The organism is Uruburuella suis (assembly GCF_022870845.1).
GTDB classification, from domain to species: domain Bacteria; phylum Pseudomonadota; class Gammaproteobacteria; order Burkholderiales; family Neisseriaceae; genus Neisseria; species Neisseria suis.
Map to the genome: position 1 here is coordinate 2614607 of NZ_CP091507.1, position 24805 is coordinate 2639411.

Here is a 24805-nt window from a genome sequence, read left to right on the forward strand (position 1 = left end):
AATAAAAGTGCAATATTATATCAAACAACCGCCCTCCCCGCGCGCAAATGTTTGGTTTTAGATATGATTCACCACAGACACACAGGCCCTGGCCGTCTGAACAGCAAACGTAGATACGGTTCTTTGTCAAAACAAAGCATCATCGTACGCATGATACACAAAGGCCGTCTGAAATTTCTTTTTCAGACGGCATCTTTTTATTTCCCGAATTTAAAGCGAAACAACGCAGTAGGCGTAGGTCGGATTCTCGAATCCGACGCTTGTTCGCAGAACAAGTTTTCCGGAGCTGGGAAAATGTCGGATACGAGTATCCGACCTACAACGCTCTTGGCCGTCTGAACAAAAAACGTAGACCCGATTGGTTTTGTCAAAATAAATCGCAATCGTATGCATAGCGCACAAAGGCCGTCTGAAACATTTCTTCAGACGGCCTTATTTTGTTTTCCAAACCCAAAGCGAAACAACGCAATAAACTTATTTCAGACTAAGCATCAGTCAAGCTGTGCCACAGTTACCGGCAGGTTGCGCACGGCGGCCAAGGTGTTGCTGGCATCTTGCTGCTGGCGGCGGAATTCGGCCATTTCGGTTTGGCTCAATTTCGGAGTGGGCAGCGCCACGGTGGCGGGGTTTACCGGTTGGCCGTTGAGGCGGGCTTCATAATGCAGATGCGGGCCGGTGGAGCGGCCGGTGCTGCCCACATAGCCGATGATTTCACCGGCGCGCACTTTGCCGCCGGCCGGAGAAAAAGCGCTCATGTGGGCATAGAGGGTTTCCACGCCGTTGCTGTGTTGCAGCATCACGGTGTTGCCGTAGCCGCCTTTCCAGCCTTTAAACACGATTTCGCCATCGGCCGGCGCTTTAATCGGCGTGCCGGAGGGTGCGGCATAGTCGATGCCGGTGTGCATTTTCACAGTGCGCAACACGGGGTGGAAGCGCACGCCGTAAGGTGAAGAAATGCGGGCAAAATCTACGGGCTGGTTGCTGAAGCCCAGCTTTTGCTGCAAGGTTTTACCGTTTTGGTCGTAATAGCTGCCGCCCTGATCATCGGCTTGGGCAAAATAATAAGCCTGATAGGTTTGGCCGCCTTTTACCACTTCGGCCGCCAAAATATCGCCGGTGGCCATTTCTTGGCCGCGGAAATAAAGGCTGTTATAGAGCAGGCGGATGGTGTCGCCCGGCTTTAAATTATTCAAATCGAGCACATCGGCAAACAATTCGTTGAGCGATTCGCGGATTTCCACCGGAATGCCGGCTTGCGCCATCGCACCACGGGCGGAAGTGCGCACCACCACGGAGCGCAGCGAAGGCATGGTTTCCATGGCGAGCTCGGAAGCCGAAGCCTGCCACTGGCCGTTTACCTTTTCAATCGCCACGAGGTTGCGCTCGCCGTTGTCGTCATCGTTGAAAAACTGAATGTCGGTGGCGTCGCCGCTGGAATCCAGGCGCACGCTCACGGTTTGGCCTGCGCGCAATTGCTTGAGTTTGGTGTCGATGGGGCTTTTGGCCAACACTTGCTTGATGCTTTTTTGCGGCACGTTCAGGCGGGTGAGCACATCGGTGAGCGTGTCGCCCGGCTGCACGGCCTCCTCGGTCCAATAGCTGCCCTGAAAGCTGCCCGGCTCCACAAACACGGCCGGCAGCTCTTCCACCACGCGTTCGGCCTGATAAAGGCTGGCTTGCGGCAAAGGCTCGGTTACGGCATAAGCGGTCATCACGCCCGACACGGGCAGCAAAATGCCCAAAAGCGACCAGCGCACGGGCTTGTTGTGCCAAAAATGGCGGAAAAAAGTAAAATGCTTTTGAATCACTGATATATTTTCCTGTTGCGGGCCGGCGCGGCACATTAACATTAAAGGGCGGCGCGCGGCGCTTGAAATCATGGCCGTGTCAAACGGCGGCCGTGCTGTTGCAAACGGCTGTTTTCTCGGCAGCAAATCTGCTGCAACTGGCATTATCGCGGCTATTGCCTTGATTTACACGGGAGTTTTCGGTTTTTTACCCGATTAAACAGTTTACCATAATAAGCACCGGCTTGCCGAATGCGGCTTTTGCGTTTGCTCAAAGCATGCGTAAAATGCAGCCATTCATCTTCTTTTCCCCTATTTTGCGAGCCGTTCATGCACCTGACTCTGGCGCTTCCTGCCTTAAACCAACCCGATTTTGCCAAGCTGCCCGCCACGCTCACGCCGGCGCTGAACCAATTGTTGCGTTTTGGCACATTCACCCCGCAAGCGGCGCGGCCGTCTGAATTTTACGGCCACTATCTGTGGCAGGGCAGCCTGCTGGCGCACGCCAAAGCGCAGCTTGGTTTGGCCACAAACGCGCCCACCGCCTTTGCCACGCCGGTGTGGCAGCAAATGGGCATGCACAGCATGAGCATGCTCGCCGGCGCGGATATCGGCATCAATATGCAGCAAGCGCAGCGGCTTTGCGCGGGGCTGGACGATTTTTATCAGGCCGACGGCTGGCGCTTTTTGCCCGTGCGCGCCGATTTATGGTTGCTGGTGCTGCCGGCGCTGCCCGATTGGCAAGTGCCGCCGCTGCCCGATGCCATCGGCCACAACGATGGCATGGTGCGCGCCGAAGGCCGCGATGCCGCAGCTTGGCTGCAAGCGCAAACCGAAATCCAAATGTGGCTGCACAGCCATGCGCTCAATGCCGAGCGCCAAAGAGAAGGTGCGCCCGCCATCAACGGCGTGTGGCTTTGGCAAGACATAATCGGCCACGCCCACGGCACGGCTACGCTGGGCAGCGACAGCCCGTGGGCGCAATATTATCCCGGCCGCCGCTTGGATGCGCCTTATGATTTCGCCGCTTGGCAGGCGATGCAGCAGGAAGCCGGCTGCGCCGGTGCCGAGAGCCTGCTTTTTTTGCACGACTTGGCCGCCGCACAAGCCACCGACGATATTTGGGCTTACCGCGAAACCCTGCTGGCATGGGAAGCGCGCTTTTTCTCACCCGCTTGGCAGGCTTTGCAGCGAGGCCGCTTGAAAAGCCTGTGCATCAGCACCGACGGCAGCCACGGCGGCATGCTGAGCATTAAAGCCAAAGCCGGCCGCGCATTTTGGAAAAAGAAAAAAACCTTTGCCGGCGAGCTGGACTGATTGTGCAAACACACTTTCAGACGGCCTGAAAAATCCAGTAAAATAGCCCTCTAAACCAACCGGACAAATATAATGAGCAAGCCCACCTCAGCCCCGCACAATGTCGACGCGGGCGAAATCGACAAATTCAGCCAGCTGGCCCACAAATGGTGGGATGAAACCAGCGAATTCAAACCCTTGCACGATATCAACCCGCTGCGCTTGGGCTATATCGACCAATATGGCCGCATCGGCGGCAAAACCGTGCTCGATGTGGGTTGCGGCGGCGGCATTCTCACCGAAAGCATGGCCAAGCTCGGCGCCGCACACGCCACCGGCATCGATATGGCTGAAAAATCGCTGAAAATCGCCAAACTGCATGCGCTCGACCAAGGTGTAAGCAATGTGGCCTACCGCTGCATCCGCGTAGAAGATTTGGCCGCCGAAGCACCGCACAGCTTCGATGTGGTGACCTGCATGGAAATGATGGAACATGTGCCCGACCCCGCCGCCATCGTGGCCGCCTGCGCCCGTCTGGTGAAGCCTGATGGCACGGTGTTTTTTTCCACCATCAACCGCAACCCGAAATCTTATCTGCACGCCATTGTGGGCGCGGAATATCTGTTGGGGCTGGTGCCGCGCGGCACGCACGATTGGCAGAAATTCATCACCCCGGCCGAGCTCGCGCGCATGTGCCGCAACGCCGGCCTGGAAATCATCGGCAGCAAAGGCATGGTTTACAACCCGCTGAGCAAGGTTTACAGCCTCAGCGACAATGTGGATGTGAATTATATGGTGGTGTGCCGCCCGGCCGCAGCTGTGTGATGCACGCGTAGAAATGATTGACCGCATGAGCAGAGGGCTTCAGACGGCCTTTGGGCATAGGCGCACACGCATGTAATCCATAGTGAAATGCATAAAAAGCTACACAAAACTGCATTCTGAAACGGCGTAGGTTGGGTTGATAAACCCAACGTTTCATACCAATTCAAAAAAATAACCTTACCAAATAAAAATAGTTCGGCAGCATCATCCGCGTAGGTCGGATTCTTGAATCCGACGTTTGGCCAACGGCCAAAGCGATGTGCGTGCCTTGTTCTGCGAACAAGTGTCGGATTCGAGAATCCGACCTACAGGCTGCCCGTTTGTATATTATTTTTTCGAATTGGTATCAGACGGACTGTGGGCTTGTTGGGTTTACAACCCAAGCTACGCGGATGATGCTGTCGAACTATTTTTATTTGGTAAGGTTATTTTTTAGAATTGCTATAAAGCCCGATAACAAAAGGCCGTCTGAAATTTCTTTCAGACGGCCTTTACTATGCAAATCTACTGCTTTTAGCGTACTTTCACCACTTGCAGCATATCGGTGGAGCCGCTTTCGCGCATGCGCGAGCCGCTGGTGACGATGTATTGTTCGCCGCTCTTGAGCACTTTGCGCTCAACCAACATGCTTTCCACTTCGTTCAGCGCGGTGTCGTGGTCGCAGCTGGTGGCCAGCATCAGCGGGCGCACGCCGCGATACATCGCCATGCGGCGCTGGGCGGAAATGCTGGGGGTGAAGGCGTAAATCGGCAGCTGGATGCTGTGGCGGCTGATTTCGAAAGCGGTGCCGCCGCTCTCGGTGAGCGCCACGATGGCGGTGGCGTCGATAGCGCGCGCCACATGCACCGCGCCGCTGGCAATGGCCAAATTGGTGTTGACAGCCGCTTCTTGATGGCTTTCGTCCACACCGTTGAGCGAATCTTGCTCGGCTTCGGCCGCAGCGCAGATAACCGCCATTTGGCGCACGGTTTCAAAGGGGTAAGCGCCCACGGCGGTTTCGGCAGAACACATCACCGCATCGGTGCCGTCGAGCACAGCGTTGGCCACATCGCTCACTTCGGCGCGGGTGGGCACGGGGTTGGTAATCATGCTTTCCATCATTTGGGTGGCGGTGATGCTGAAGCGGCGCAATTCGCGGGCGCGCTTGATCATGCGTTTTTGCAGCGCGGGCACGGCGGCGTTGCCCACTTCCACGGCCAAATCGCCGCGGGCTACCATGATGCCGTCTGAAGCGAGAATGATTTCATCGAGGTTGGTGATGGCTTCCACGCGCTCGATTTTCGACACCAAACCAGGGCGCACGGCTTTGCTGCCCTGCATTTCCTGCTCCACCAGATTGCGGGCGATCTGCATGTCTTCGGCAGATTTCACGAAGCTCACGGCCAGGTAATCGCAGCCGATGCCGATGGCGGTTTTGAGGTCGCGGAAATCTTTTTCGGTGAGCGCGCCGGCTGAAAGGCCGCCGCCTTGTTTGTTGATGCCTTTGTTGGATTTCAATTTGTGGCTGTTTTGCACGGTGGTGTGGATTTCGCTGCCGTTGACGCTGTCTACCACCAAAGTGAGCAAGCCGTCGTCGAGCAGCAGAATGTCGCCGGCTTTCACATCGTTGGGCAGGTCGCGGTAATCGAGGCCCACCCGGTCGCGGTTGCCTTCGCCTTCATGGGCGGCATCGAGCAGCAGCTTTTCGCCGGCGAGCAATTCGACAAAGCCGTTTTCCAGCTTGCCGACGCGGATTTTCGGGCCTTGCAAATCGGCCATAATCGCCACTTCGCGGCCGGCTTTTTTGGCCGCTTCGCGCACGATGCGGGCGTTTTCCTGATGGAATTCGGCGGTGCCGTGGCTGAAGTTGAAACGCACCACGTTGAGGCCGCCAACGCGGATCATGTCTTCGAGCAGCTCCACATTGTTGCTGCCGGGGCCCAGTGTGGCCACGATTTTGGTGTTGTGACGGATGCGGGTCAAGTCGCGTTTGGTGCTCATTGCGGCGTTCCTTTCAATCTTTTGCGAGGGTTTTCAGAATGGCGCGATTGTAACCCGATTTGATTACAATCGTTGGAAAATTACAGTTTTTTATGATTTAAACCAAGTTTTCAGACGGCCTGCGCTGATTTGGTAATATTATTTCAATCTGCTGCCATTCCGGCGCTCTTCCTATGGTTGGCAGCCACCCGCATATAATGTTGCGCCGAATACACCAAAAAGGCTTTTTCTTCTTCGGTGAGCGGCCGCACCTGCTTCACCGGCACGCCCACATATAAATAGCCGCTTTGTAGGCGCTTGCGTGGCGGCACCAGGCTGCAGGCGCCTATCATCACATCGTCTTCAATCACCACGTCATCCATAATGGTGCTGTCCATGCCCACCAACACGCGGTTGCCGATGCGGCAGCCGTGCAGCATCACTTTGTGGCCGATGGTGACATCTTCGCCGATCACCAGCGGCGAGCCTTCGGGCTTGGCTTCGTTTTTGTGCGACACATGCAGCATGCTCAAATCCTGCACATTGCTGCGCGCGCCGATGCTGATGCTGTTTACATCGCCGCGTATCACCGCAAACGGCCACACCGACACCTGCTCGGCCAGCGACACTTCGCCGATTACCACGCAGGCGGGGTCGATATAGCAGCTCTCGTCGATTTCGGGGCGGTGTTCCAGATAGGGGCGGATGTTCATCGTTTTCTCCTTGAATAGATGGCGGTGTGTTTTCAGACGGCCTTGAGGCCTGTTTTTCGCAGCATATAATACAACGATGCCGTCTGAAAAGCTTTATAATCAAAACCCTGTTTATTCCCACACCGCGCCATGAACACGATAAACCGCCTCAGCCGCCTGATTGCTTTCGACACCACCAGCCGCCATTCCAACCTCGCGCTGATACACGATTGCGCCGATTATCTCGAATCGCTCGGCCTCAAACCGTGGCTTTCGCACAATGCCGATCAGAGCAAGGCCAATCTTTTTGCCACCATTGCCGCTGCCGACGGCAGCACCGAAGGCGGCCTGATTTTGAGCGGCCACACCGACGTGGTGCCCACCGACGGCCAAGCCTGGCAATCCGATCCCTATCGCGCCGACATCCGCGAAGGCCGGCTTTACGGGCGCGGCAGCGCCGACATGAAAGGCTTTATCGCCGCCGTGCTCGCCGCCGCGCCCGCGATGGTGCAGGCTGAGTTGAAGCGCCCTTTGCACATTGCCTTGTCATACGATGAAGAAATCGGCTGCCTCGGCGCACCGGTGATGATTGCCGAATTGCAAAAGCGCGGCCTCACACCCGAGCATTGCATTGTGGGCGAGCCCACTTCGATGCGCATGGTGGTGGCGCACAAAGGCATCCACACCTTCCGCTGCGCCGTGCACGGCAAAGCCGCACATTCTTCACTCACCCCGCAAGGCGTAAATGCCATTGAATACGCGGCGAAATTAATCGTGTTTATCAACGAATTGGCAGGCCGTCTGAAAGCACGCCACGACACCGACCCCGATTACGATGTGCCCTTTTCCACCTTAAGCGTAAACACCATCGCCGGCGGCATTGCCGGCAATATCGTGCCGCAATTGTGCGAATTCGAATTCGACTACCGCAACCTGCCGCACATGAGCCCCGCCGACATCACCGCGCCGATCGAAGCCCACATCCGCGAAGTGTTGCAGCCGCAAATGCAGGCGGTGGATGCCGCCTGCCGCATCGACATGCACCACGGCGAAAACGTGCCCGCCATGCCCGAAGCCGAAGCGGCTTTGCTGCACGATTTGATTACGCAATTGGTGGAAGACTCAAGCCGTCTGAAAGTGGCTTATGCCACCGAAGGCGGTCAATTCCAGCAGGCCGGCATCGCCACCGTGATTTGCGGCCCCGGCAATATCGAGCAGGCGCACAAAGCCGATGAATTTGTCGAGCTCTCGCAATTGGCGCGTTGCGATGCGTTTTTGCACAAGCTCATTACCGCACAAAGCGTGTGATGCCGTCAGCCAAGCGTAGGTACGATTAGCTTTGTCAAAACAAAGCGTAATCGTACGCATGAAAACAAAGCCGTCTGAACCTTCTTTCAGACGGCCTCACTGTATTTCCCACATGCAAACCAATCGTAGGTACGATTAGCTTTGTGAAAACAAAGCGTAATCGTACGCATGAAAACAAGGCCGTCTGAAAAAAACTTTTCAGACGGCCTTTTACTTAAACGCTGCTCAATATTCGGCGCTGTGCCAAAACGGCTGCCCCACGGTGGGCGTGCTGGCTTGCGCCTGTTCGCGCGGCGGCACGGGGCAGGCTTGGTGGGCGAGGCGGCCGGATGCCACCGCCAGCGAAAAAGCGCGCGCCATGTCGACAGGGTTGCCAGAGCGCGACACGGCGGTGTTGAGCAGCACGGCATCATAGCCCCATTCCATCACCTGCGCGGCTTGCGAGGGCAGGCCGAGGCCGGCGTCGATAATCAGCGGGGTGTTGGGCAGGCGCTCGCGCAATACGCGCAAGGCATATTCGTGCACCACGCCCAAGCCGGTGCCGATGGGCGCGGCCCAGGGCATCAGCGCGCGGCAGCCGGCATCAAGCAGGCGGCGGCAGGCGATTAAGTCTTCAGTGCAGTAAGGCAGCACATAAAAACCGTCGTCAATCAGAATTTTGGCCGCTTCCACGAGTTGGAACACATCGGGCTGCAAGGTGTCGTCGTCGCCGATTAATTCGAGTTTGATCCAAGGTGTGTCAAACACTTCGCGCGCCATGTGGGCGGTGGCCACGGCTTCTTGCACGCTTTGGCAACCGGCGGTGTTGGGCAGAATGGGCACTTGCATTGCTTGCAGCAAATCCCAAAAACCCTGCCCGTGCGCGTGGCCGGCGGCGCTTTGGCGGCGCAGCGACACAGTAATCATGGCCGGCTCGGCCGCAGCCACCGAGCGGCGCAGAATTTCGGTGGTGGGATAGGCGGCGGTGCCCAACAGCAGGCGGTCGGAGAAGGTTTGGTTATAAAGGGTGAGCGGGTTCATTTAGGGCTTTCATGGCAATTCAAAAATAATCCGACGGGCGGCTTACGTTTTTGAAGGGCTTTCATACCAATTCAAAAAAGTAAGCTAACAAGGCGGCGAGCCGCAGACAGTACAGATAGTACGGCAAGGCGAAACAACGAAGTTAGGTTATTTTTTTGGATTGGTATCAGACGGCCATTGCGGATGGCGCGGCAAGTCGGGATGATCTTGCGTCCACGGGCAATCGTGTTCGGTCCAGATGTGGTAGGCCGGCCGGATGCCGGGGTCGGCGTGCAGAGTGGTCACACGCAAGGCGATGTGGGGCAGGCTGGCGCGGTCGCTCAATAAGGGTGTGCCGCACACGGCGCAGAAGCGGCGGTATTTGCCGGGGCTGGATTCATAAGCGCTCAGCTTGTCGGCGCCGGCGAGCCAGCGGAAATGCTCGCGCTTCACCGCGCCGCCCGCGATATAAGGCGCACCTTGCGCCACTTGGCAGGTGCGGCAGTGGCACAATTGGATAAACTGGATTTCGTCGGCTTCATATTGCACCGCACCGCACAAGCAGCTTCCCATCATGGTAGATTCCTTGTTTTCAGACGGCCTCAACCGCCCACCACCGGACGCACGATATCCACTTGGTCGCCCGCTTGCAGCAGATGGCCGCTGTATTGTGTTTTGGGCACGAAACGGGTGTTCACCGCCACGGCAAACGGCGCAGGCGGCATTTGCGCGGCAATCAGCTCGGCCACGGTTTGGCCGTGAAATTCGAAGGATTCGCCGTTGAGGCTGATGTTCATGCTGCGCTCCTGTGGATAGTGGAAACAGGCCGTCAAACAGCGGCGGCCAAGCTATTTTAAAGAAAAGTATAAACCAAACCGCTTGGCCGGTCTTGCACGCTTGGTGTTTCGTGGCGCAGCAAGGCCGTGAGCAGGCGCACGGCGGCAGCGGTAACAGCGGGCGCAATCATAAAGCCGTGCCGGAAAAGGCCGTTGATTTCAATCAGGTTTCGGTTTTGATGCCAGCGGATTTCGGGATTGTGGTGGTTGAGCGTGGGGCGCAAGTTGGCGGCCAGCTCGAGAATATCCGCTTCGCCAAACGCAGGATGCACGGCATAAAGCGCCGAGAGCAGCTCCAGCCCCGAGCGCACGCTCACGGGCGCGCTGTTTTCGCTCTCGATTTGGGTGGCGCCCACCACGAAAATGTGATCGGGCTTGGGCGCGATATAAAGTGGATAACGCGGGTGCAGCAGGCGCACGGGGCGGTTGAGGCAGATTTCGGGCGCATACACCCGCGCCACTTCGCCGCGCACGCCGCGCAGGCGGCTGCCCGCTGCGGCTTCAGACGGCCTGTTCCAATCGCTTTGTGCGCCGGTGCCGCGGCAATCGATGAGCCAGTCGAATTGCGCTTGCAAATCGTCGGCTTCAGCGCCGCTGTGCCAATGGCAGGCCGCGCCGGCTTGCTCGAGCGCGTCGGCCAGCGCCAACAGCACTTGGCGGTTGTCGAGCTGGCCTTCTTCCGGCAGGTATAAGGCCGTCTGAAAGCGGCCGGCAAGCTGCGGCTCCTGCGCGGCGATGTGGGCGGCCTGCCAATGCTCGGCGGCATCGGCGCGGCCGGTGGCACGGTGCAGATGTTGCTCGAATTGCACCGCCAGGGGCTTGTCTTGCCGGTGCCACACCATCAGGCTGCCGGCCTGCTGCATAAACACGGAGGTGCTGAAGCGGCGCACCAGCGCCTGCCACATCGGCAGGCTTTGCCGCCCCAGCGCCACCACTTGCGCCGTGGCTTCCACCGATTCGGCCAAAGGAGCCAGCATGGCGGCGGCGATATAGGCGGCCGATTGCTCGCCGGCGCGGGATGCACGGTCGAACAAGGCCGTCTGAAAGCCTTGCTCGGCCAGCTGCAAAGCGGTGAGTCGGCCGACAAGGCCGCCGCCGATTATGGCGATACGGGGCATGAGCTATCCTTTCATACCGATTCTTGTTCCCATTCAAAAACAACCTGACTGCCTTGTCGCGCCTTGCCATGTTTTCTGCACTGTCGCCGGCTTCCGCCTTGCAAGCTTACTTTTTTGAATGGGGATTATTGGGGCGGCGCTTCGACTGCCGGCGGTTTTTCCGCTATGTCCAATTGCTGGTGCTGGCGGGTGAGGTGCTGGTGCAGCTTGCGCCATTCGCCGGGCTCCAGCCATTTGCTGCGGCTGCGGTGCAACATCATCACCAGATTGGCCAGCTCGACTCGAATGTTGATGCTCAGCCAAACAAAACCCTGCCATTCAAACGGCAGCCGGTGCGCCAGCGCGCGCAGGCGCGGATCGATGCGGGTGTCGATGCGGATGCGGCGGGCGTAGCGGCCTTTGAGCAGGCGCGCGGTGTGGCGTAATTCTTGTTGCAGGCCGATAAAGTGCTGATGCAGCAAGGCTTCGTCGCTCTCGCTGATTTCAGGGCGCGGCAGCTTGGGCACGGCATGCAGCAGCAAATCGATGCTGCTGACGATTTTGCGGTGGGTGTGCTGCATGGTTTCCATCACATTGATGCTGATGCGGCTCTCTTGCGCGGTGGCGGCCAAGTGGCTGCGGCTTTTCACCAAACGGTGATTGATTAATTGCATGTCTTTTTGCAGGCTGCGCCAGCGCCGGCGGCCCATGTATTCACCGTTGCTGATTTCGGCAATCAGGCGGCTGCTGTCGATAAGGTTGTCGGCCAGCAAAAAGCGCCACATCAGGGTGGATTTGAGCGGCATCAGCTTGGCCGCACCGATGGCGATGGCGGCGCCGAGCAACACATTAAGCGCGCGCATCAGCCCGTCGCTGAGCCATTCGCTGCCTTGGTCGCCGATAAGCATACACATGGTGAGGCCGGCGAGCATGGGCATATAGCCGTATTTGCCCACCGCCGCCCAGCCGGCCAGCGCACTGAGCAGGCCGATTAAAATGAAATAAAGCCCGTTGTTGTGCAGATAATGTTGGTTGAGCCACAAAAGCAGCAAACCTGCACCCAAACCGATAATGGTGCCTATCATGCGCTCGGCCGCTTTGGAATAAATCGCACCTTGAAATTGCAGCATGCCCAACACCACAAACACGGTGATGGCCACCCATTCGCCGTGCGCAAGCTGCAAAAGTCGCGCCAGCAGCGTGGCGGCAATCACCGCCAAGCCGAGGCGGACGGCATGAATCAGGCGGCTGTATTGATAGCGCTTATAAGGGTTGAACCAGCGCTCGCGGGCGGCCTGCAAATAAGGATGGGGCATAGCGTTTCGGGTTTCAGACGGCATGGGTTAAAAAGCGGGCGGCGCTTATGGTAAACCATTACGGCAGCGCTTTTTTGTTTTGCATCAAAAGCTTGGTGAACGTTGCGCACATTCTTTCAGACGGCCTGATGATACAGCCGCGACATCAACACCAGCGGCAGGCCGATCTGCCACAGCATTAAAAGCAGACATTGCACCGTGGTGCCGCTTTGGCGCAGGCGCAAGGCCAGCAGCACGGCGGCCATTGCCACCAGCGCGCCGAAAAAAAGCAGCAACACCGCCGCAAAAGCGGCCATATCCTGCTGCGGCCAATAGCGCCACAAAAGCAGGCTGCCGGCAAAAGCGGTGAGCGCGGCCAAGTTGCGGTAAGGCGCGGGTTGCAGCCAATAAGGAGAAGCATTCATAAACAATACCTGATGAGTGTTTCAAGTTTTCAGACGGCTCGGTAAAAAGCCAGCGCTTTTTCTCTTTGCAGCGCGTGGTTGACGATGGGCGCGGGGTAGCCGTGGGTGTCGATATCGTGTTTGGCGAGCCAAGGGGCGTGTATCACCTCTTTGCCCAAATGCGCCAGCTCAGGCACATGGCGGCGGATAAACGTGCCGTCGGGATCGTATTTTTGCGACTGGATCACCGGGTTGAAAATGCGGAAATAAGGCTGCGCATCACAGCCGGTGCCCGCTGCCCATTGCCAGCCGCCGTTGTTGGCGGCCAAGTCGAAATCCAAAAGCTGCGCCGCAAACCAAGCCTCGCCCAAGCGCCAATCAGTCAGCAAATCTTTGCTTAAAAAACCGGCGCAAAGCATGCGCAGGCGGTTGTGCATTTGGCCGCTGTGTTTGAGCTGGCGCATGGCCGCATCAATAATCGGATAGCCTGTTTGCCCCGCTTGCCAGCGCGCCAGATATTCGGGTTGATTCGGCCAAGGCAGTGCGCGATATTCCGGCCGCCAGCTTTCCCGCACCACATTGGGATGATGGTAGAGAAACTGCTGGTAAAACTCGCGCCACACCAGCTCGTTGAGCCAGGCCGCCGCGCCTTCGTTGTCGGCCTGGCGCGCCAGCTGCACCAAATGGCGGATGGAAAGCAGGCCGAAGCGCAAATAAACCGAAAGCTGCGAAGTGCTTTTTTGCGCCGGAAAATCGCGCTTGAGGTGATATTGACCCAGCTGCGGCAGAAAATCGCCCAGCTGCTTTTGCGCCGCAGCTTCGCCGCCCGCGAGCGGCAGCGCTTGGCGCACAAAGCCCAAATCGGCCAAGGCAGGCAGGCGCGGCGCGGCGCGTGCGGCGGCGGGCAGCTGCGTTTGCAAAGCCGCTAGCGCCGCCCAATCATCGGCAGGCTGCCAGCCGGCATAGCGCTGCGCCATCGTGTGCAGCCAGGCTTTTTTATAGGGGGTGAACACGCTGTAAGGCCGCCCCTGCTGCGTCATTACCTCGGCCTTGGCCAGCATCACCTGATCGGTTACGCGCACAAGCGCACGGCCATCGGCATCGAGCGCGCGCCACACCTGATTGTCGCGCGCAATCGCTTGCGGCTCGTAATCTTCGGCGCACACCACCGCGGCTGCATTGAGCTGCGCGGCCAATGCGGGCAGCGCCTCTGCCGCGCGGCCGTGCAACACCCACAACGGCACGTTTTTGGCGTGCAAAGCCGCCTGCATTTCGCTGATGCTCTCGTGAATAAAGCTCAAGCGCCTATCATCGGCAGGCAAGTCATCAATAATATCGCGGTCAAACACAAACACCGCCGCCAGCGGCCGGCCAAGGCGGATGGCGGTTTGCAGGGCGGTGTGGTCAAACAGGCGCAAATCGCGGCGCAACCACACCAAAGTGATGGGCAAACTCATAAACTTCAGGCCGTCTGAAAGAAGCGCTTATTGTAGCGCCGATGCAGCTTGTGCGCCATGCGGCTTTCAGACGGCCTGCAAGATAGGCTATATTTAGAAACGATAGCAATAACACCCATTCAAAAAAAGTAAGCTAACAAGGCGGCGAGCCTGCGACAGTACAACGAGTCCGGCAAGGCGAGGCAACGAAATTAGGTTATTTTTTTGGATGGGCATAACCCGCCACTCAGGAGCCGCCATGTCCCCCAACGAGCTGCAAGCCTTTTTGCATCAAAATATTCCCGCCAGCGCCGCACTGGGCATACGCGTGAACGAAAGCGCGCCCGAGCAGGTGATTTTGTGCGCACCGATTGCGCGCAACTGCAACCACCACCACACCGTGTTTGGCGGCAGCATCGCGCTTTTGGCCACTTTGTGCGGCTGGTCGCTGGTACATTTGCGCTATCCCGAAAGCGGCGGACGCATTGTGATTCAAGAGAGCAACATCCGCTACCTCAAGCCCGCCCCCGCCGATTTGAGCGCCGTGTGCACACCCGACGACAACACCGCTTGGGCCGCTTGCACACAAGCCTTGGCGCAGCGCGGCAAAGGACGCATCACCCTGACCTGCCGCTTATACAGCAAGGGCGTTTTGGCGGCGGAATTTGAGGGCAAATATGTGGTGTTTGCCAAAGAAACTTAAAAGCAGCAATGCCGGCAAGGCTGGTAAATAATGTTATAATTTCCCTGCAAAAACAGGTTAAACATTCAAATTTATTCACCCTTTGTGACGTAAAGCATAAACCCATTCAATCATTCAATTGAATCAACTAAGGAAACATTATGTCCCGTTTATCCATTATGCCGGCCGCAACCATCATTTTTGCCCTTGCCGCCTGTGGTGGCGGGGGCGGCAGCTCAGGGCTCTCCAGCGGTGCCACCCCCACGCCCGACAACCCGTCTGCCGGCGGCAACGGCTACCGCTATGTACAAATACCGAATGACGATAATGATTACCGCCTTGAAATCAAGGGGAAAAGCTATCGTGGCGGTGATAAAGTTGATATTTCCGCTTATCCGCAAGGGCTGTCGGTTGAGCCGTTTAAATCCAGCAGCATTGTGTACAAAGACAGCAATGGCGATTACCGCGAATCGCTTGATGGCAATATTCATCTTTATAAACAAGCCTATTCTGTCGTATTGGGGAGTTACATACGCAATCTATCTGATCAGAACAACCCCACCTGGACTAAATTAGTTGATAAATTTTCCATTAGCAGCATACAAGGAGAGGCCACGCCCAGTACCGCCTTGCCAAACAGCGGAAACTACACCTACAAAGGCCAAGCTTTTAACCAAAGCGAAACCGGCGCGCTCACCTATACGGTTGATTTTTCACGCCGCCGCGGCCAAGGCAGCATCACCGGCTTATCCGAGGCAGGCACGATTACCCTCCAAAACGCCCCCATTGCGGCGATTAACGAACCGGGATTTAAAGGCATGGGCATCAGCGGCGACGCCGCTTCTGCAAAATTGGGTGCAGGAAAATACGGGCTGGGCTTTTTCGGCCCCAAAGCCAATGAAATCGCGGGCATGGTCGAGTTAACCCGCCCCGGCAATCCGGGTTCGACAACAGCAGCGCAGGATTTTGAAATCGGCTTTGGCGGGAAACGTTAAGCCCGTTTATTGAATTGATTTAAGCGCATTACAACAGGCCGTCTGAAAACGTGAAAAGGTTTTCAGACGGCCTGTTGTTTGGCAGAAGCGGTAGGGATTTACATCACATCAATTTAAATAATACCCATTCGAAAAAATAAGATAATACCAATTCAAAAAAGTAAGCTAACAAGGCGGCGAGCCGAAGACAGTACAGATAGTACGGCTAGGCGAGCCAACGCAGTTAGGTTATTTTTTTGGATTGGTATAACAAGGCGGCGAGCCTGCGACAGTACAACTAGAGTGAAATGCATAAAAAAGTGATACGGCGGGTAGGTTGGGTTGAAAACCCAACAAATCCACAAGCCCTCTGAAACGTTGGGTTTGGCAACCCAACCTACGCTGTTTCAGAATGCAGTTCGTATAACTTTTTCTTGCATTTCACTATAGTACGGCTAGGCGAGCCAACGCAGTTAGGTTATTTTTTCGAATGGATATAACCCGCCCGTAATCAATCATACGGACACGCAAAGGCCGTCTGAAAAGCTTTCAGACGGCCTCATGTCTCCCAATATCAGCCTGCCCGCACCAGCTCAATCCTGCGCCACTTCACCGCACGCCAGCACTTTTTCCACCCGCGCATACGCCTCTTCATCCAGCCGCGCCGCTGCCAATATCAAGGTTTGCCGCGCCCAAGCGACGTAAGCTTCGCGCTCGACCGCCGACAAAGCCGCCAAATGCGCGGCCACGGTGCCTTCATCACCGCGCACAATCGGCCCGGTGAGCGCGGCGGCCGGCGGCATGGCAGCCACGTTCTCTACACTTTGCCGCATCAGATTCACCACCAACTCGCGCGACAAGGCTTCGGGCAGCGCCAGCGGTTGCAGCAGGTTTTGCGCATAAGCGGCCAGCGCCACCGAAAAATTAGAAGCTGCAGAGAGCGCGGCATGATAGCGCGCTTTTTGTTCAGACGGCATCTCAAACGCCCGCAGCCCCAAAGCCGCCGCCACTTCCCGCAAGCCGGCCAAAGCCGCCGCATCGGGTGCTTCCAGCGCACACAATCGGCCGGGCAGCGTGCGCACGGCCGCCGCCACATCGGCAAAAGCAAACACCGGATGCAGGCTGCCGGTGCGCACTCCGCGCGCGGCCAACGCATCCAGCGCCGCCGCACTTTTCGCCCCGCTCAAATGCAGCGCCAACACGCCCCCGTGCAGCCACGGCAAAGCGGCCGCCTCTTGGGCAGCTGCCGCAATCGCATCATCAGGTGTGCTAATAATCAGCACATCGGCGCGCGGCAAATCGGCAATGCAAGGAACCATTCTGCCGCCGCAACAGTCTGCCCATAATGCCCGGCCGCTGCGGCTCACCACCGCCGCCAGCTTCCAGCCTTGCTGCTGCAAAAGCAGCGCGAGCGTGTGCCCCACTTTGCCTGCGCCGATGATATGAAAGGTTTTTTGCATTTCAGACGGCCTCTGTGTTGAATAGACTAGATTAACACGGTAAACTTCGCCTATTAAATTTTTTTATGGTAACAACACAGTATGAAACCGGCTTTTGAAGTGAAATCGGCGCGCTTGGATGCGCTGGCGGTGCAACTGCACACCGCCGACAGCGCAGAGCTGGAAGCCCATCTGCAACAGCGCATCGGCCAATATCAAGAGCTTTCCAGCATGCCTTTTTTGCTTGACGTGCAAGATTTCAGCCGCCCCGAAGCGCTCGATATTGCCACCGTGGCCTCCCTGTTTGCCCGCCACGGCCTGCAAATCATCGGCTTGCGCCACAGCGATGAAGCTTGGGCACCTTATGCCGCCGCAGCCCATTTGGCCTTCAGCCCCGCCGACAAAACCACCGCAGAGAGCCAGCTCAAATCCGTAATCGAGCCGCCGGCACCCGCTCCGGTGCAGGCACAGGTAATCAGCCAGCCCACCGTGTTTGTCAACACCCCCATCCGCACCGGCCAGCAAGTGTATGCCGAGAATGCCGATCTGATTGTGACCGGCATGGTCAGCGAAGGCGCGGAAATCATTGCCGACGGCAACATCCATGTTTACGGCCCCATGCGCGGGCGCGCGCTGGCCGGCGCCGCGGGCAACCGCCAGGCGCGCATTTTCATTCATTCGATGCAGGCCGAATTGGTGTCGGTGGCCGGTATCTACCGCAATTTCGAGCAAGATCTGCCGGCGCACCTGCATAAAAAACCGGTGCAGGTGTCGCTGCAAGACGAGCGTTTGGTTATCGGCGCCATCGATGCCGAATAAATAGAGTGAAATGGATAACTTAAAGTGCTACAGCGTTGCAGCGCCTTGCTGTATCTCTGCACTGCCTGCCTTGTATCACCTTCATTCTTCATTTCACTGCAATAAAGTCAATTTGAATCAGCAAAAGGAAACATCGTGGCAAAAATCATTGTAATCACCTCAGGCAAAGGCGGTGTGGGCAAAACCACCACCAGCGCCAGCATTGCAACCGGCCTCGCCTTGCGCGGCCACAAAACCGCCGTTATCGATTTCGACGTGGGCTTGCGCAACCTGGATTTGATTATGGGCTGCGAGCGCCGCGTGGTGTATGACCTGATTAACGTGATTCAGGGCGAAGCTTCGCTGAATCAGGCGCTGATTAAAGACAAACACTGCGACAACCTCTTTATTCTGCCCGCCTCGCAAACGCGCGACAAAGATGCGCTTTCGCGCGAAGGCGTAGAAAAAGTGCTCAACACCCTCACCGAAGAAATGGGCTTTGAATATGTGATTTGCGATTCGCCCGCCGGCATCGAACAAGGCGCGCTGATGGCGCTTTATTTTGCCGACGAAGCCATTGTCACCACCAACCCCGAAGTGTCGAGCGTGCGCGATTCCGACCGCATTTTGGGCATTTTGCAAAGTAAGAGCCGCAAAGCCGAACAAGGCGAAGCGGTGAAAGAATATCTGCTCATCACCCGCTATTCGCCCGAGCGCGTGGAAAAAGGCGAGATGCTCTCGGTGCAGGATATTTGCGATATTTTGCGCATTCCGCTTATCGGCGTGATTCCCGAATCGCAAAACGTGCTGCAAGCTTCCAACGCCGGCTCGCCCGTTATCCATCAAGGCGACGCCATCGCAGCCGAAGCCTATAAAGACGTGATTGCCCGCCTGCTGGGCGAAAACCGCGAAATGCGTTTCCTGGATGCCGAGAAAAAAGGCTTCTTCAAAAAGCTGTTTGGAGGTTAAGCCATGTCTTTGATTGAATTGCTGTTTGGTAAAAAACAAAAAACCGCCGAAGTGGCACGCGACCGCCTGCAAATCATCATCGCGCAAGAGCGCGTGAAAGCGCAAGCGCCCGATTATCTGCCCACGCTGCAAAAAGAATTGCTGGAAGTGTTGTCGAAATATGTGCATGTATCGCTCGACGACATCCGCATTTCCCAAGAAACGCAAGACGGTGTGGACGTGCTGGAGCTCAACATCACGCTGCCGGAAACCCAAAAAAAGGCCTGATGCCATGACGCTGACCGAATTGCGCTATATCGTGGCCGTGGCTCAGGAGCGCCATTTCGGCCGCGCCGCCCAACGCTGCTTTGTCAGCCAGCCCACGCTCTCTATCGCCATCAAAAAGCTGGAAGAAGAGCTGGCGGTGTCGTTGTTTGACCGCAGCAGTAATGAAATCATCACCACCGATGCGGGCGAGCGCATTGTGGCACAAGCCCGCCGCGTGTTGGAAGAAGCCGATCTTATCAGGCATTTGGCCACAGAAGAGCAAAACGAACTAGAAGGCCCGTTTAAGCTGGGCCTGATTTTCACCGTGGCGCCCTATCTTTTGCCCAAGCTGATTATGTCGCTGCGCAGCGAAGCGCCGAAAATGCCGCTGATGCTGGAAGAAAACTACACCGACACGCTCACCGAAATGCTCAAACGCGGCGATTTGGATGCAGTGGTGGTGGCCGAGCCTTATCAAGAGCCGGGCGTGGTCACGCTGCCTTTATACGACGAGCCGTTTTTCGTGATTGTACCCAAAGGGCATCATTTTGAAGAGCTGGATGCGGTTACGCCGCAATGCTTGGCCGAAGAGCAAGTGTTGCTGCTCACCGAGGGCAACTGCATGCGCGATCAGGTGCTCGACAGCTGCTCCGAATTGGCCTCGAAGCAAAAAATTATCGGCCTCACCAACACCTTGCAGGGCAGCTCCATCAACACCATCCGCCACATGGTGGCCAGCGGCCTGAGCATCAGCGTGTTGCCGGCCACCGCGCTCACCGAAAACGACCACATGCTCTTCAGCATTATCCCGTTTGAAGGCGCTGTGCCGCACCGCCGCGTGGTGCTGGCCTACCGCCGCAACTTCGTGCGCCCGCAAGCGCTCAGCGCCATCCGCAACGCGATTTTGTCGTCACATTTGAGCGGCGTAACCTTTATTAAAGAATAATACCCATTCAAATCAATTAACCATTATTGTATGAATGCAAAGGCCGTCTGAAAAAGTTTCAGACGGCCTTTGAAAACTTAAATCCCGTTGTTTTTATAGTGAAATGCTTAAAAAAGTGCCACAACGAGTAGGTTGGGTTGCAAACCCAACCTACGCCGCTGTGACTTGCTACGTTGTATAAGTTTTGCATTCGTTCCACTATAACGGAATGAATGAAAAACTTATACAGAAAGCGCGTGCGTGGCTGCGCCACACACCCTATACACGATTTGAAATTTCTTATTTTTGTATCCTTTTTTCTTTGATTTCACTATATCGGTACGCACGCACTTTTTCATCCAACCAAAAGGCCGTCTGAAAGCAAAAGTTTCAGACGGCCTTTTTGTCAGTCAGTAATGCTCAGCCTTGCTTTTTGCGGTTATACAACAGCGAAATGGCAATCGACACGCCCAGCGCGCCAAACACCACCGCCAGCGAGCCGGCCACCGGGATGTGCACCCATTTCATAATCAGCATTTTGATACCGATAAAGCTCAAAATAAACGCCAGCCCGTATTTCAAAAACACAAAGCGGTCGGCAACATCGGCCAACAGGAAATACATGGCCCGCAAGCCCAACACGGCGAAAATATTTGAAGTGAGCACAATAAAAGGGTCGGTAGTTACCGCAAACACAGCGGGAATGCTGTCCACCGCAAACACCACATCGCTCAGCTCCACCATCACCAACACCAGCAACAACGGCGTGGCCACGCGTTTGCCGTTTTCAATGGTGAAAAATTTCTCTTTATCGAAATTCTGACTCACGTGAATGCGTTTTTTCAGCCAATTGAGTATTTTATTGTCGGATAAATCTTCCGCATCATCATCGTGGTGGCGGAACATCTTCACGCCGGTGTAGAGCAGAAACGCACCGAAAATATACAGAATCCACTCAAATTCGCGCACCAGCGCCGCGCCGATAAAAATCATCACCGCCCGCAGCACAATCGCGCCGAGCACACCATAGAGCAGCACCCGGTGCTGATATTGCGGCGGCACTTTGAAATAAGAAAATATCATTAAAAACACAAAGATATTATCCACCGCCAGCGATTTTTCCAACACATAGCCGGTGAAAAATTCCAGCACTTTTTGCGAGGCCACGGCATGGCCGTAAGCCTGATTGTGCCCCAGCTCCCAATAGAGCCAGCCGCCAAACGCACACGACACGCCTACCCACACCAGGCTCCAAATCAGCGCCTCTTTCACGCTCACTTTGTGCACGCCGGTTTTCTTGAGCGACAACATATCGATGCCGATCATCACCAAAATGGCAATAAAAAACACGCCGTAAAATAACGGCGAGCCTACGGAAGCATGTTCCATTCAGGTTCCTTGATTATCAGTTGCTTAGCCGCGCATTGTAGCATATCCGTTTTACAAACCGAAACCAGGCCGTCTGAAGCTTTCATGCCCATTCAAAAAAGTAAGCTTACAAGGTGGCGGGCCGCCGACAATCTTTTATTTTCCAAACATAACACTTGAAAAATAAAGCAAAGGCCGTCTGAAAGGTTTTCAGACGGCCTTTGTGCATATCATATTTAGAATAGCTTATTTATTTGAATAGGAATGAAAGCTTCAGACGGCCTTGATTCAATCGGCAGCCGACTCATGCGCCGCCACCGAAACAGCGGCATCCGCTGCATGTGCTACCGCAACTTCTTCCGCCGCCGGCGCTTTTTTCACCGGCACCGGCAGCCACACAATCAGCTGCCAGCCGCTACTGCCCTGCACGGGAAAAGCCATGCGGTTAAACGCGCGCTCGCCTTTGCCGGTGCGAAACACATAACGCATGCCCAGCTTGTGGCCGCGCTGTTGCCGCCGTTTGTGGTAAAGCCGCTCAAACACCGGGCTTTTGCCGCAGCGTTCGGCCACAAACTGCGCCACGCTTTCGTTATCCAGATAAGGTTGGATTTTATTGAAAAAGCGCCCCAGCCACAGCACCACATGTTTTTCCCAATGCAGGATAAACAGGCGGCTGTGCGGGTCGAGCAGCAGATAATCGATAAAATTGGTGTATTGCACCTGCTTGCCCAGCCAGTGGGTAAACAGGCGCGCGGCCGGTTTGTTCCAGCGCACCCGGTTCCACAAATGATCCACCACATAAGCCGGATAATCCATGCCGTCGAGCAATTTTTGCAGGTGATTTTGCAGCTGCTGTTGCGACACCTCGCTCCAATATTCCGGCTGCCAGCCCGCCTGGCGCAGCAGCCGCTCCTGCTCTTGCGTGCTGAAACACAAGATATTCAACACCCGCCGGAAAAGCTCGGTGTCGGCCGCTTTAAACTGGCCCTGCTCCAAGCGCGCCAACCAACGCGTGCTCACCCCGCTCAACACCGCCACCTCCTGCTGGCTCAAGCCGCCGCGGCGGCGGCCGGCGGCGGGCAGGCCGACATCTTGCGGCTGCAACGACAAGCGCTGCTGCCGAATGGTTTCTCCCAATTGCTTTAATAACGCCGACATAAACCACTGTTTCCTGAGCTGATTATTATTATGATGTGCCATTTTTATTTTAAAAACGGCTGCGCATTGACAACAATCTGGCCATATTAAAACATATTTACATTATCAGGAAAACCAACAAACGCAGCACCGCCGGATTAACCCTATCAAATCAAAAACCTGCCGGCTTGATTTTACCTTGATGACAGCCCGCCTTTTACCAGCTCACATAAAACATGGTTTTGGCCAGCAGCACAATCAAAATCATCTGCACCAACACCGCCGCGTGGATATATTTAGACCAAGCCGCCGTGAGTGTGCCGCGCCGCATTTTCACCACCGCAATCACAAAATGCGCCAACACGCTGAAAGCCAGCACCACTTTCAACACCAGCTGCGTGCCGAACGATGTGGCCAGCGGGTCGGCAAACACCTCCGCATAGCGATGCGCCATAAAAAGCCCCGAGCCAAACAAGCCGGCCACAATCCACGGCATCACTTTGGGCGCACGATAAGAGAGCGCTTTTTCCGCCTCGCGCCGCCCCTCGCGCGACACCCGTTTGGTGTGCAGCACCGAGAGCACCAAGGTTTCGAAAAACACGCCGCCCACAAAGGCAATCGCGCAGAACAAATGAATAATATGGGCAACGGCATAAGCACTCATCTCATTTCCTTTGCAAATTTTGACCGGAACTTTTATTAGCTTTTAAACGTCTTTACGCTCGTCAATATACGCATTTCAGGCGAAATGTGCCATACTTGAAAACATGTTGTTTTCGATAAACCACTGAAAATATCAGGAGCATTAACATGAAATCCACCATAACAAAAACCTTTGCCCTGCTGGCCATTGCCGCCACTCTGAGCGCTTGCGGCAGCATGACCACTTCTCAGCGCAACACCGCCACCGGCGCAGTGGTGGGCGGCGTGGCCGGCAACCTGCTCGGAGGCGACACCGGCTCGACCTTGGGCGGCGCTGCATTGGGCGGCGTGATTGGCAGCCAAATCAAATAAGTTTCACCTTCCGAATGAAGGCCGTCTGAAAAATGTTTCAGACGGCCTTCATAGCTTTTGCAAAACCAGATATCAGTCGCACCCGCGCAGGCGGGTGCCCAGTGCAAAGCAGCGCTTTGCTTATCTCACACTTTTCTGAAAATAATCAATTCTCTATCAAAAGACTTGATTGTTCCTGTCTTGATGTCGGCTACCTGTCAAACAACTGAAGCTGCGCTTCAGGCTGGCTCCCTGCCTGCGCAGGCGCGGCGGAAAGAGCGTTTTGAAAAGGTCTCGGCCGCTTTTGATTATTATTGAGGATATCTGTCGCATGCGTACAGTTATACCAATTCAAAAAAGTAAGCTAACAAGGCGGCGAGCCGCAGACAGTACAACTATAGTAGAATGCCTAAAAAACTTACACAAATATCATGACCTATCCACTTCATATCCGTAAAAAAATCCTGGCCGAGTTGGCGCACAGTACTTACCGCGCTGTTGCCGCAAAATATGGCGTCAGCACTACTGCTTTGCAAAACTGGCAAAAGCAGCCTGAGCCTAAAGTAGATAAAAACTACCCGCCCCGCAAAATCGATAATCAGGCTCTGGAAGAGGATGTTGCCAAGTATCCCGATGACTACCAATGGCAACGGGCTGCCCGTTTCGGTTGTGATCAGTCGGCCATCTTTCGTGCCCTCAAACGATTGAAGATTACCATTAAAAAAAATTCTCGAGCACCCGAAAGCGGATCAACAAAAAAGAGCTGATTTCGCCGCTGAATTGGAATTCTATGAGAGCCACTTATATCCCATTGTTTATTTAGATGAAAGTGGTTTTAAGAGCGATACATTCAGGCCTAAAGCCTATGCAAAACGAGGACAGACTTGCACCGGTGTATTCGATTGGAATCTGAAGCAAACCAACGTAATCGGTGCCGCCTGCAACGGCGTGCCGTTTGCCTTCGGTATGTTTGAATGCAGCGTCAACAGTGATGTTTTCCATGCTTGGATAACACAGGCATTAATTCCCGAATTACCTGCCTGCAGTATAGTGGTGATGGATAATGCGACGTTTCACAAACGGCAGGATATTTTGGGTGCGTTAAAAGAGGCCGGCCATATTGTGCTTTGGCTGCCGCCATACAGCCCTGATTTGAATCCGATTGAAAAGACGTGGGCGTGGATTAAAAAGATCAGGCGTGAATGGCGGATTTCCTGTGTAGAAACTTTACTGTTTTGGTTCTTGAATCTTGTGTAACTTTTTTGAGCATTTCACTATAGTACGGCAAGGCGAGACAACGAAGTTAGGTTATTTTTTTGGATTGGTATTACGCCGCAAAA

General features: G+C 55.6%; 26 protein-coding genes. 12 read left to right on the plus strand and 14 right to left on the minus strand.

What is annotated here, in order from left to right; genetic code table 11:
- Window positions 1–491: 491 nt before the first annotated feature.
- Window positions 492–1808: a M23 family metallopeptidase gene (locus LVJ78_RS11925; protein ID WP_424580118.1), complete on the minus strand. Its 1317-nt coding sequence runs from the start codon at window positions 1806–1808 to the stop codon at window positions 492–494.
- A 309-nt stretch (window positions 1809–2117) separates the two neighbouring features.
- Between LVJ78_RS11925 and LVJ78_RS11930 the strand changes: the two genes are divergently transcribed.
- Both LVJ78_RS11930 and ubiG read left to right on the plus strand, forming a co-directional pair.
- A complete protein-coding gene (locus tag LVJ78_RS11930) occupies window positions 2118–3104 on the plus strand; it encodes a hypothetical protein (protein WP_132954414.1) in 987 nt (328 codons plus the stop codon).
- A gap of 72 nt (window positions 3105–3176) precedes the next feature.
- Window positions 3177–3908 carry a bifunctional 2-polyprenyl-6-hydroxyphenol methylase/3-demethylubiquinol 3-O-methyltransferase UbiG gene (gene ubiG / locus LVJ78_RS11935; protein WP_132954415.1) on the plus strand — a complete coding sequence of 244 codons (732 nt, stop codon included), beginning with the start codon at window positions 3177–3179 and terminating at the stop codon, window positions 3906–3908.
- 513 nt (window positions 3909–4421) lie between these two features.
- Here ubiG and pyk read toward each other — a convergent pair.
- Window positions 4422–5888, minus strand: a complete 1467-nt coding sequence (gene pyk, locus LVJ78_RS11940) for a pyruvate kinase (RefSeq protein ID WP_132954416.1) — start codon at window positions 5886–5888, stop codon at window positions 4422–4424.
- Between the two features lie 143 nt (window positions 5889–6031).
- Window positions 6032–6580 carry a gamma carbonic anhydrase family protein gene (locus tag LVJ78_RS11945; RefSeq protein WP_132954417.1) on the minus strand — a complete coding sequence of 183 codons (549 nt, stop codon included), beginning with the start codon at window positions 6578–6580 and terminating at the stop codon, window positions 6032–6034.
- Window positions 6581–6709: 129 nt separating this feature from the next.
- On the opposite strand from LVJ78_RS11945, the gene argE reads away from it, so the two are divergent.
- Window positions 6710–7867, plus strand: a complete 1158-nt coding sequence (gene argE / locus LVJ78_RS11950; RefSeq protein ID WP_132954418.1) for an acetylornithine deacetylase — start codon at window positions 6710–6712, stop codon at window positions 7865–7867.
- A 225-nt stretch (window positions 7868–8092) separates the two neighbouring features.
- Here the strand turns inward: argE and LVJ78_RS11955 are convergent, their stop codons facing one another.
- The 7 genes from LVJ78_RS11955 to LVJ78_RS11985 form a co-directional block, all read right to left on the minus strand.
- Entirely contained in the window at window positions 8093–8887 is a 795-nt protein-coding gene (locus LVJ78_RS11955) for a thiazole synthase (RefSeq protein ID WP_132954419.1), read from the minus strand.
- Between the two features lie 147 nt (window positions 8888–9034).
- Complete coding sequence (locus LVJ78_RS11960) at window positions 9035–9442, minus strand: GFA family protein (RefSeq protein ID WP_132954420.1); 408 nt, start codon at window positions 9440–9442, stop codon at window positions 9035–9037.
- Window positions 9443–9468: 26 nt separating this feature from the next.
- On the minus strand, window positions 9469–9663 hold the full coding sequence (gene thiS, locus LVJ78_RS11965; protein WP_132954421.1) for a sulfur carrier protein ThiS: 195 nt from the start codon (window positions 9661–9663) through the stop codon (window positions 9469–9471).
- 56 nt (window positions 9664–9719) lie between these two features.
- Window positions 9720–10820, minus strand: coding sequence for an FAD-dependent oxidoreductase (locus LVJ78_RS11970; protein WP_132954422.1), 1101 nt, complete (start codon window positions 10818–10820; stop codon window positions 9720–9722).
- Window positions 10821–10945: 125 nt separating this feature from the next.
- Window positions 10946–12115, minus strand: coding sequence for an FUSC family protein (locus LVJ78_RS11975; RefSeq protein ID WP_132954423.1), 1170 nt, complete (start codon window positions 12113–12115; stop codon window positions 10946–10948).
- A 116-nt stretch (window positions 12116–12231) separates the two neighbouring features.
- Window positions 12232–12519, minus strand: coding sequence for a hypothetical protein (locus tag LVJ78_RS11980; RefSeq protein ID WP_132954424.1), 288 nt, complete (start codon window positions 12517–12519; stop codon window positions 12232–12234).
- 29 nt (window positions 12520–12548) lie between these two features.
- On the minus strand, window positions 12549–13955 hold the full coding sequence (locus LVJ78_RS11985; protein WP_132954425.1) for a cryptochrome/photolyase family protein: 1407 nt from the start codon (window positions 13953–13955) through the stop codon (window positions 12549–12551).
- A 238-nt stretch (window positions 13956–14193) separates the two neighbouring features.
- Between LVJ78_RS11985 and LVJ78_RS11990 the strand changes: the two genes are divergently transcribed.
- Both LVJ78_RS11990 and LVJ78_RS11995 read left to right on the plus strand, forming a co-directional pair.
- A complete protein-coding gene (locus LVJ78_RS11990; protein ID WP_132954426.1) occupies window positions 14194–14637 on the plus strand; it encodes a YiiD C-terminal domain-containing protein in 444 nt (147 codons plus the stop codon).
- Window positions 14638–14777: 140 nt separating this feature from the next.
- Window positions 14778–15611: a factor H binding protein domain-containing protein gene (locus LVJ78_RS11995; RefSeq protein ID WP_132954427.1), complete on the plus strand. Its 834-nt coding sequence runs from the start codon at window positions 14778–14780 to the stop codon at window positions 15609–15611.
- Between the two features lie 572 nt (window positions 15612–16183).
- Here the strand turns inward: LVJ78_RS11995 and LVJ78_RS12000 are convergent.
- Window positions 16184–17050: a Rossmann-like and DUF2520 domain-containing protein gene (locus LVJ78_RS12000; RefSeq protein ID WP_132954428.1), complete on the minus strand. Its 867-nt coding sequence runs from the start codon at window positions 17048–17050 to the stop codon at window positions 16184–16186.
- 81 nt (window positions 17051–17131) lie between these two features.
- Between LVJ78_RS12000 and minC the strand changes: the two genes are divergently transcribed.
- The 4 genes from minC to LVJ78_RS12020 all read left to right on the plus strand — a co-directional run bounded on the left by minC (window position 17132) and on the right by LVJ78_RS12020 (window position 19988).
- Entirely contained in the window at window positions 17132–17848 is a 717-nt protein-coding gene (gene minC, locus LVJ78_RS12005; RefSeq protein ID WP_132954429.1) for a septum site-determining protein MinC, read from the plus strand.
- 135 nt (window positions 17849–17983) lie between these two features.
- Window positions 17984–18796: a septum site-determining protein MinD gene (gene minD, locus LVJ78_RS12010; protein WP_132954430.1), complete on the plus strand. Its 813-nt coding sequence runs from the start codon at window positions 17984–17986 to the stop codon at window positions 18794–18796.
- A gap of 3 nt (window positions 18797–18799) precedes the next feature.
- Entirely contained in the window at window positions 18800–19063 is a 264-nt protein-coding gene (gene minE, locus LVJ78_RS12015) for a cell division topological specificity factor MinE (RefSeq protein WP_132954431.1), read from the plus strand.
- A gap of 4 nt (window positions 19064–19067) precedes the next feature.
- Window positions 19068–19988 carry a hydrogen peroxide-inducible genes activator gene (locus LVJ78_RS12020; protein WP_132954432.1) on the plus strand — a complete coding sequence of 307 codons (921 nt, stop codon included), beginning with the start codon at window positions 19068–19070 and terminating at the stop codon, window positions 19986–19988.
- A 399-nt stretch (window positions 19989–20387) separates the two neighbouring features.
- Here LVJ78_RS12020 and LVJ78_RS12025 read toward each other — a convergent pair whose 3' ends face one another.
- The 3 genes from LVJ78_RS12025 to LVJ78_RS12035 form a co-directional block, all read right to left on the minus strand.
- Window positions 20388–21356, minus strand: coding sequence for a TerC family protein (locus LVJ78_RS12025; protein WP_132954433.1), 969 nt, complete (start codon window positions 21354–21356; stop codon window positions 20388–20390).
- 267 nt (window positions 21357–21623) lie between these two features.
- Window positions 21624–22493 (minus strand): helix-turn-helix domain-containing protein, encoded by an 870-nt coding sequence (locus tag LVJ78_RS12030; protein ID WP_165870931.1) that lies wholly within the window; start codon window positions 22491–22493, stop codon window positions 21624–21626.
- Between the two features lie 196 nt (window positions 22494–22689).
- Window positions 22690–23136 carry a CopD family copper resistance protein gene (locus tag LVJ78_RS12035; RefSeq protein WP_132954435.1) on the minus strand — a complete coding sequence of 149 codons (447 nt, stop codon included), beginning with the start codon at window positions 23134–23136 and terminating at the stop codon, window positions 22690–22692.
- Window positions 23137–23282: 146 nt separating this feature from the next.
- Here LVJ78_RS12035 and LVJ78_RS12040 point away from each other — a divergent pair, with 146 nt between their 5' ends.
- From LVJ78_RS12040 to LVJ78_RS12050, 3 genes are all read left to right on the plus strand, one after another.
- Window positions 23283–23486, plus strand: a complete 204-nt coding sequence (locus tag LVJ78_RS12040; RefSeq protein ID WP_132954436.1) for a glycine zipper 2TM domain-containing protein — start codon at window positions 23283–23285, stop codon at window positions 23484–23486.
- A gap of 410 nt (window positions 23487–23896) precedes the next feature.
- A complete protein-coding gene (locus tag LVJ78_RS12045; protein WP_244802577.1) occupies window positions 23897–24232 on the plus strand; it encodes an IS630 transposase-related protein in 336 nt (111 codons plus the stop codon).
- Between the two features lie 13 nt (window positions 24233–24245).
- Window positions 24246–24722 (plus strand): IS630 family transposase, encoded by a 477-nt coding sequence (locus tag LVJ78_RS12050; protein ID WP_244802578.1) that lies wholly within the window; start codon window positions 24246–24248, stop codon window positions 24720–24722.
- Window positions 24723–24805: the final 83 nt, after the last annotated feature.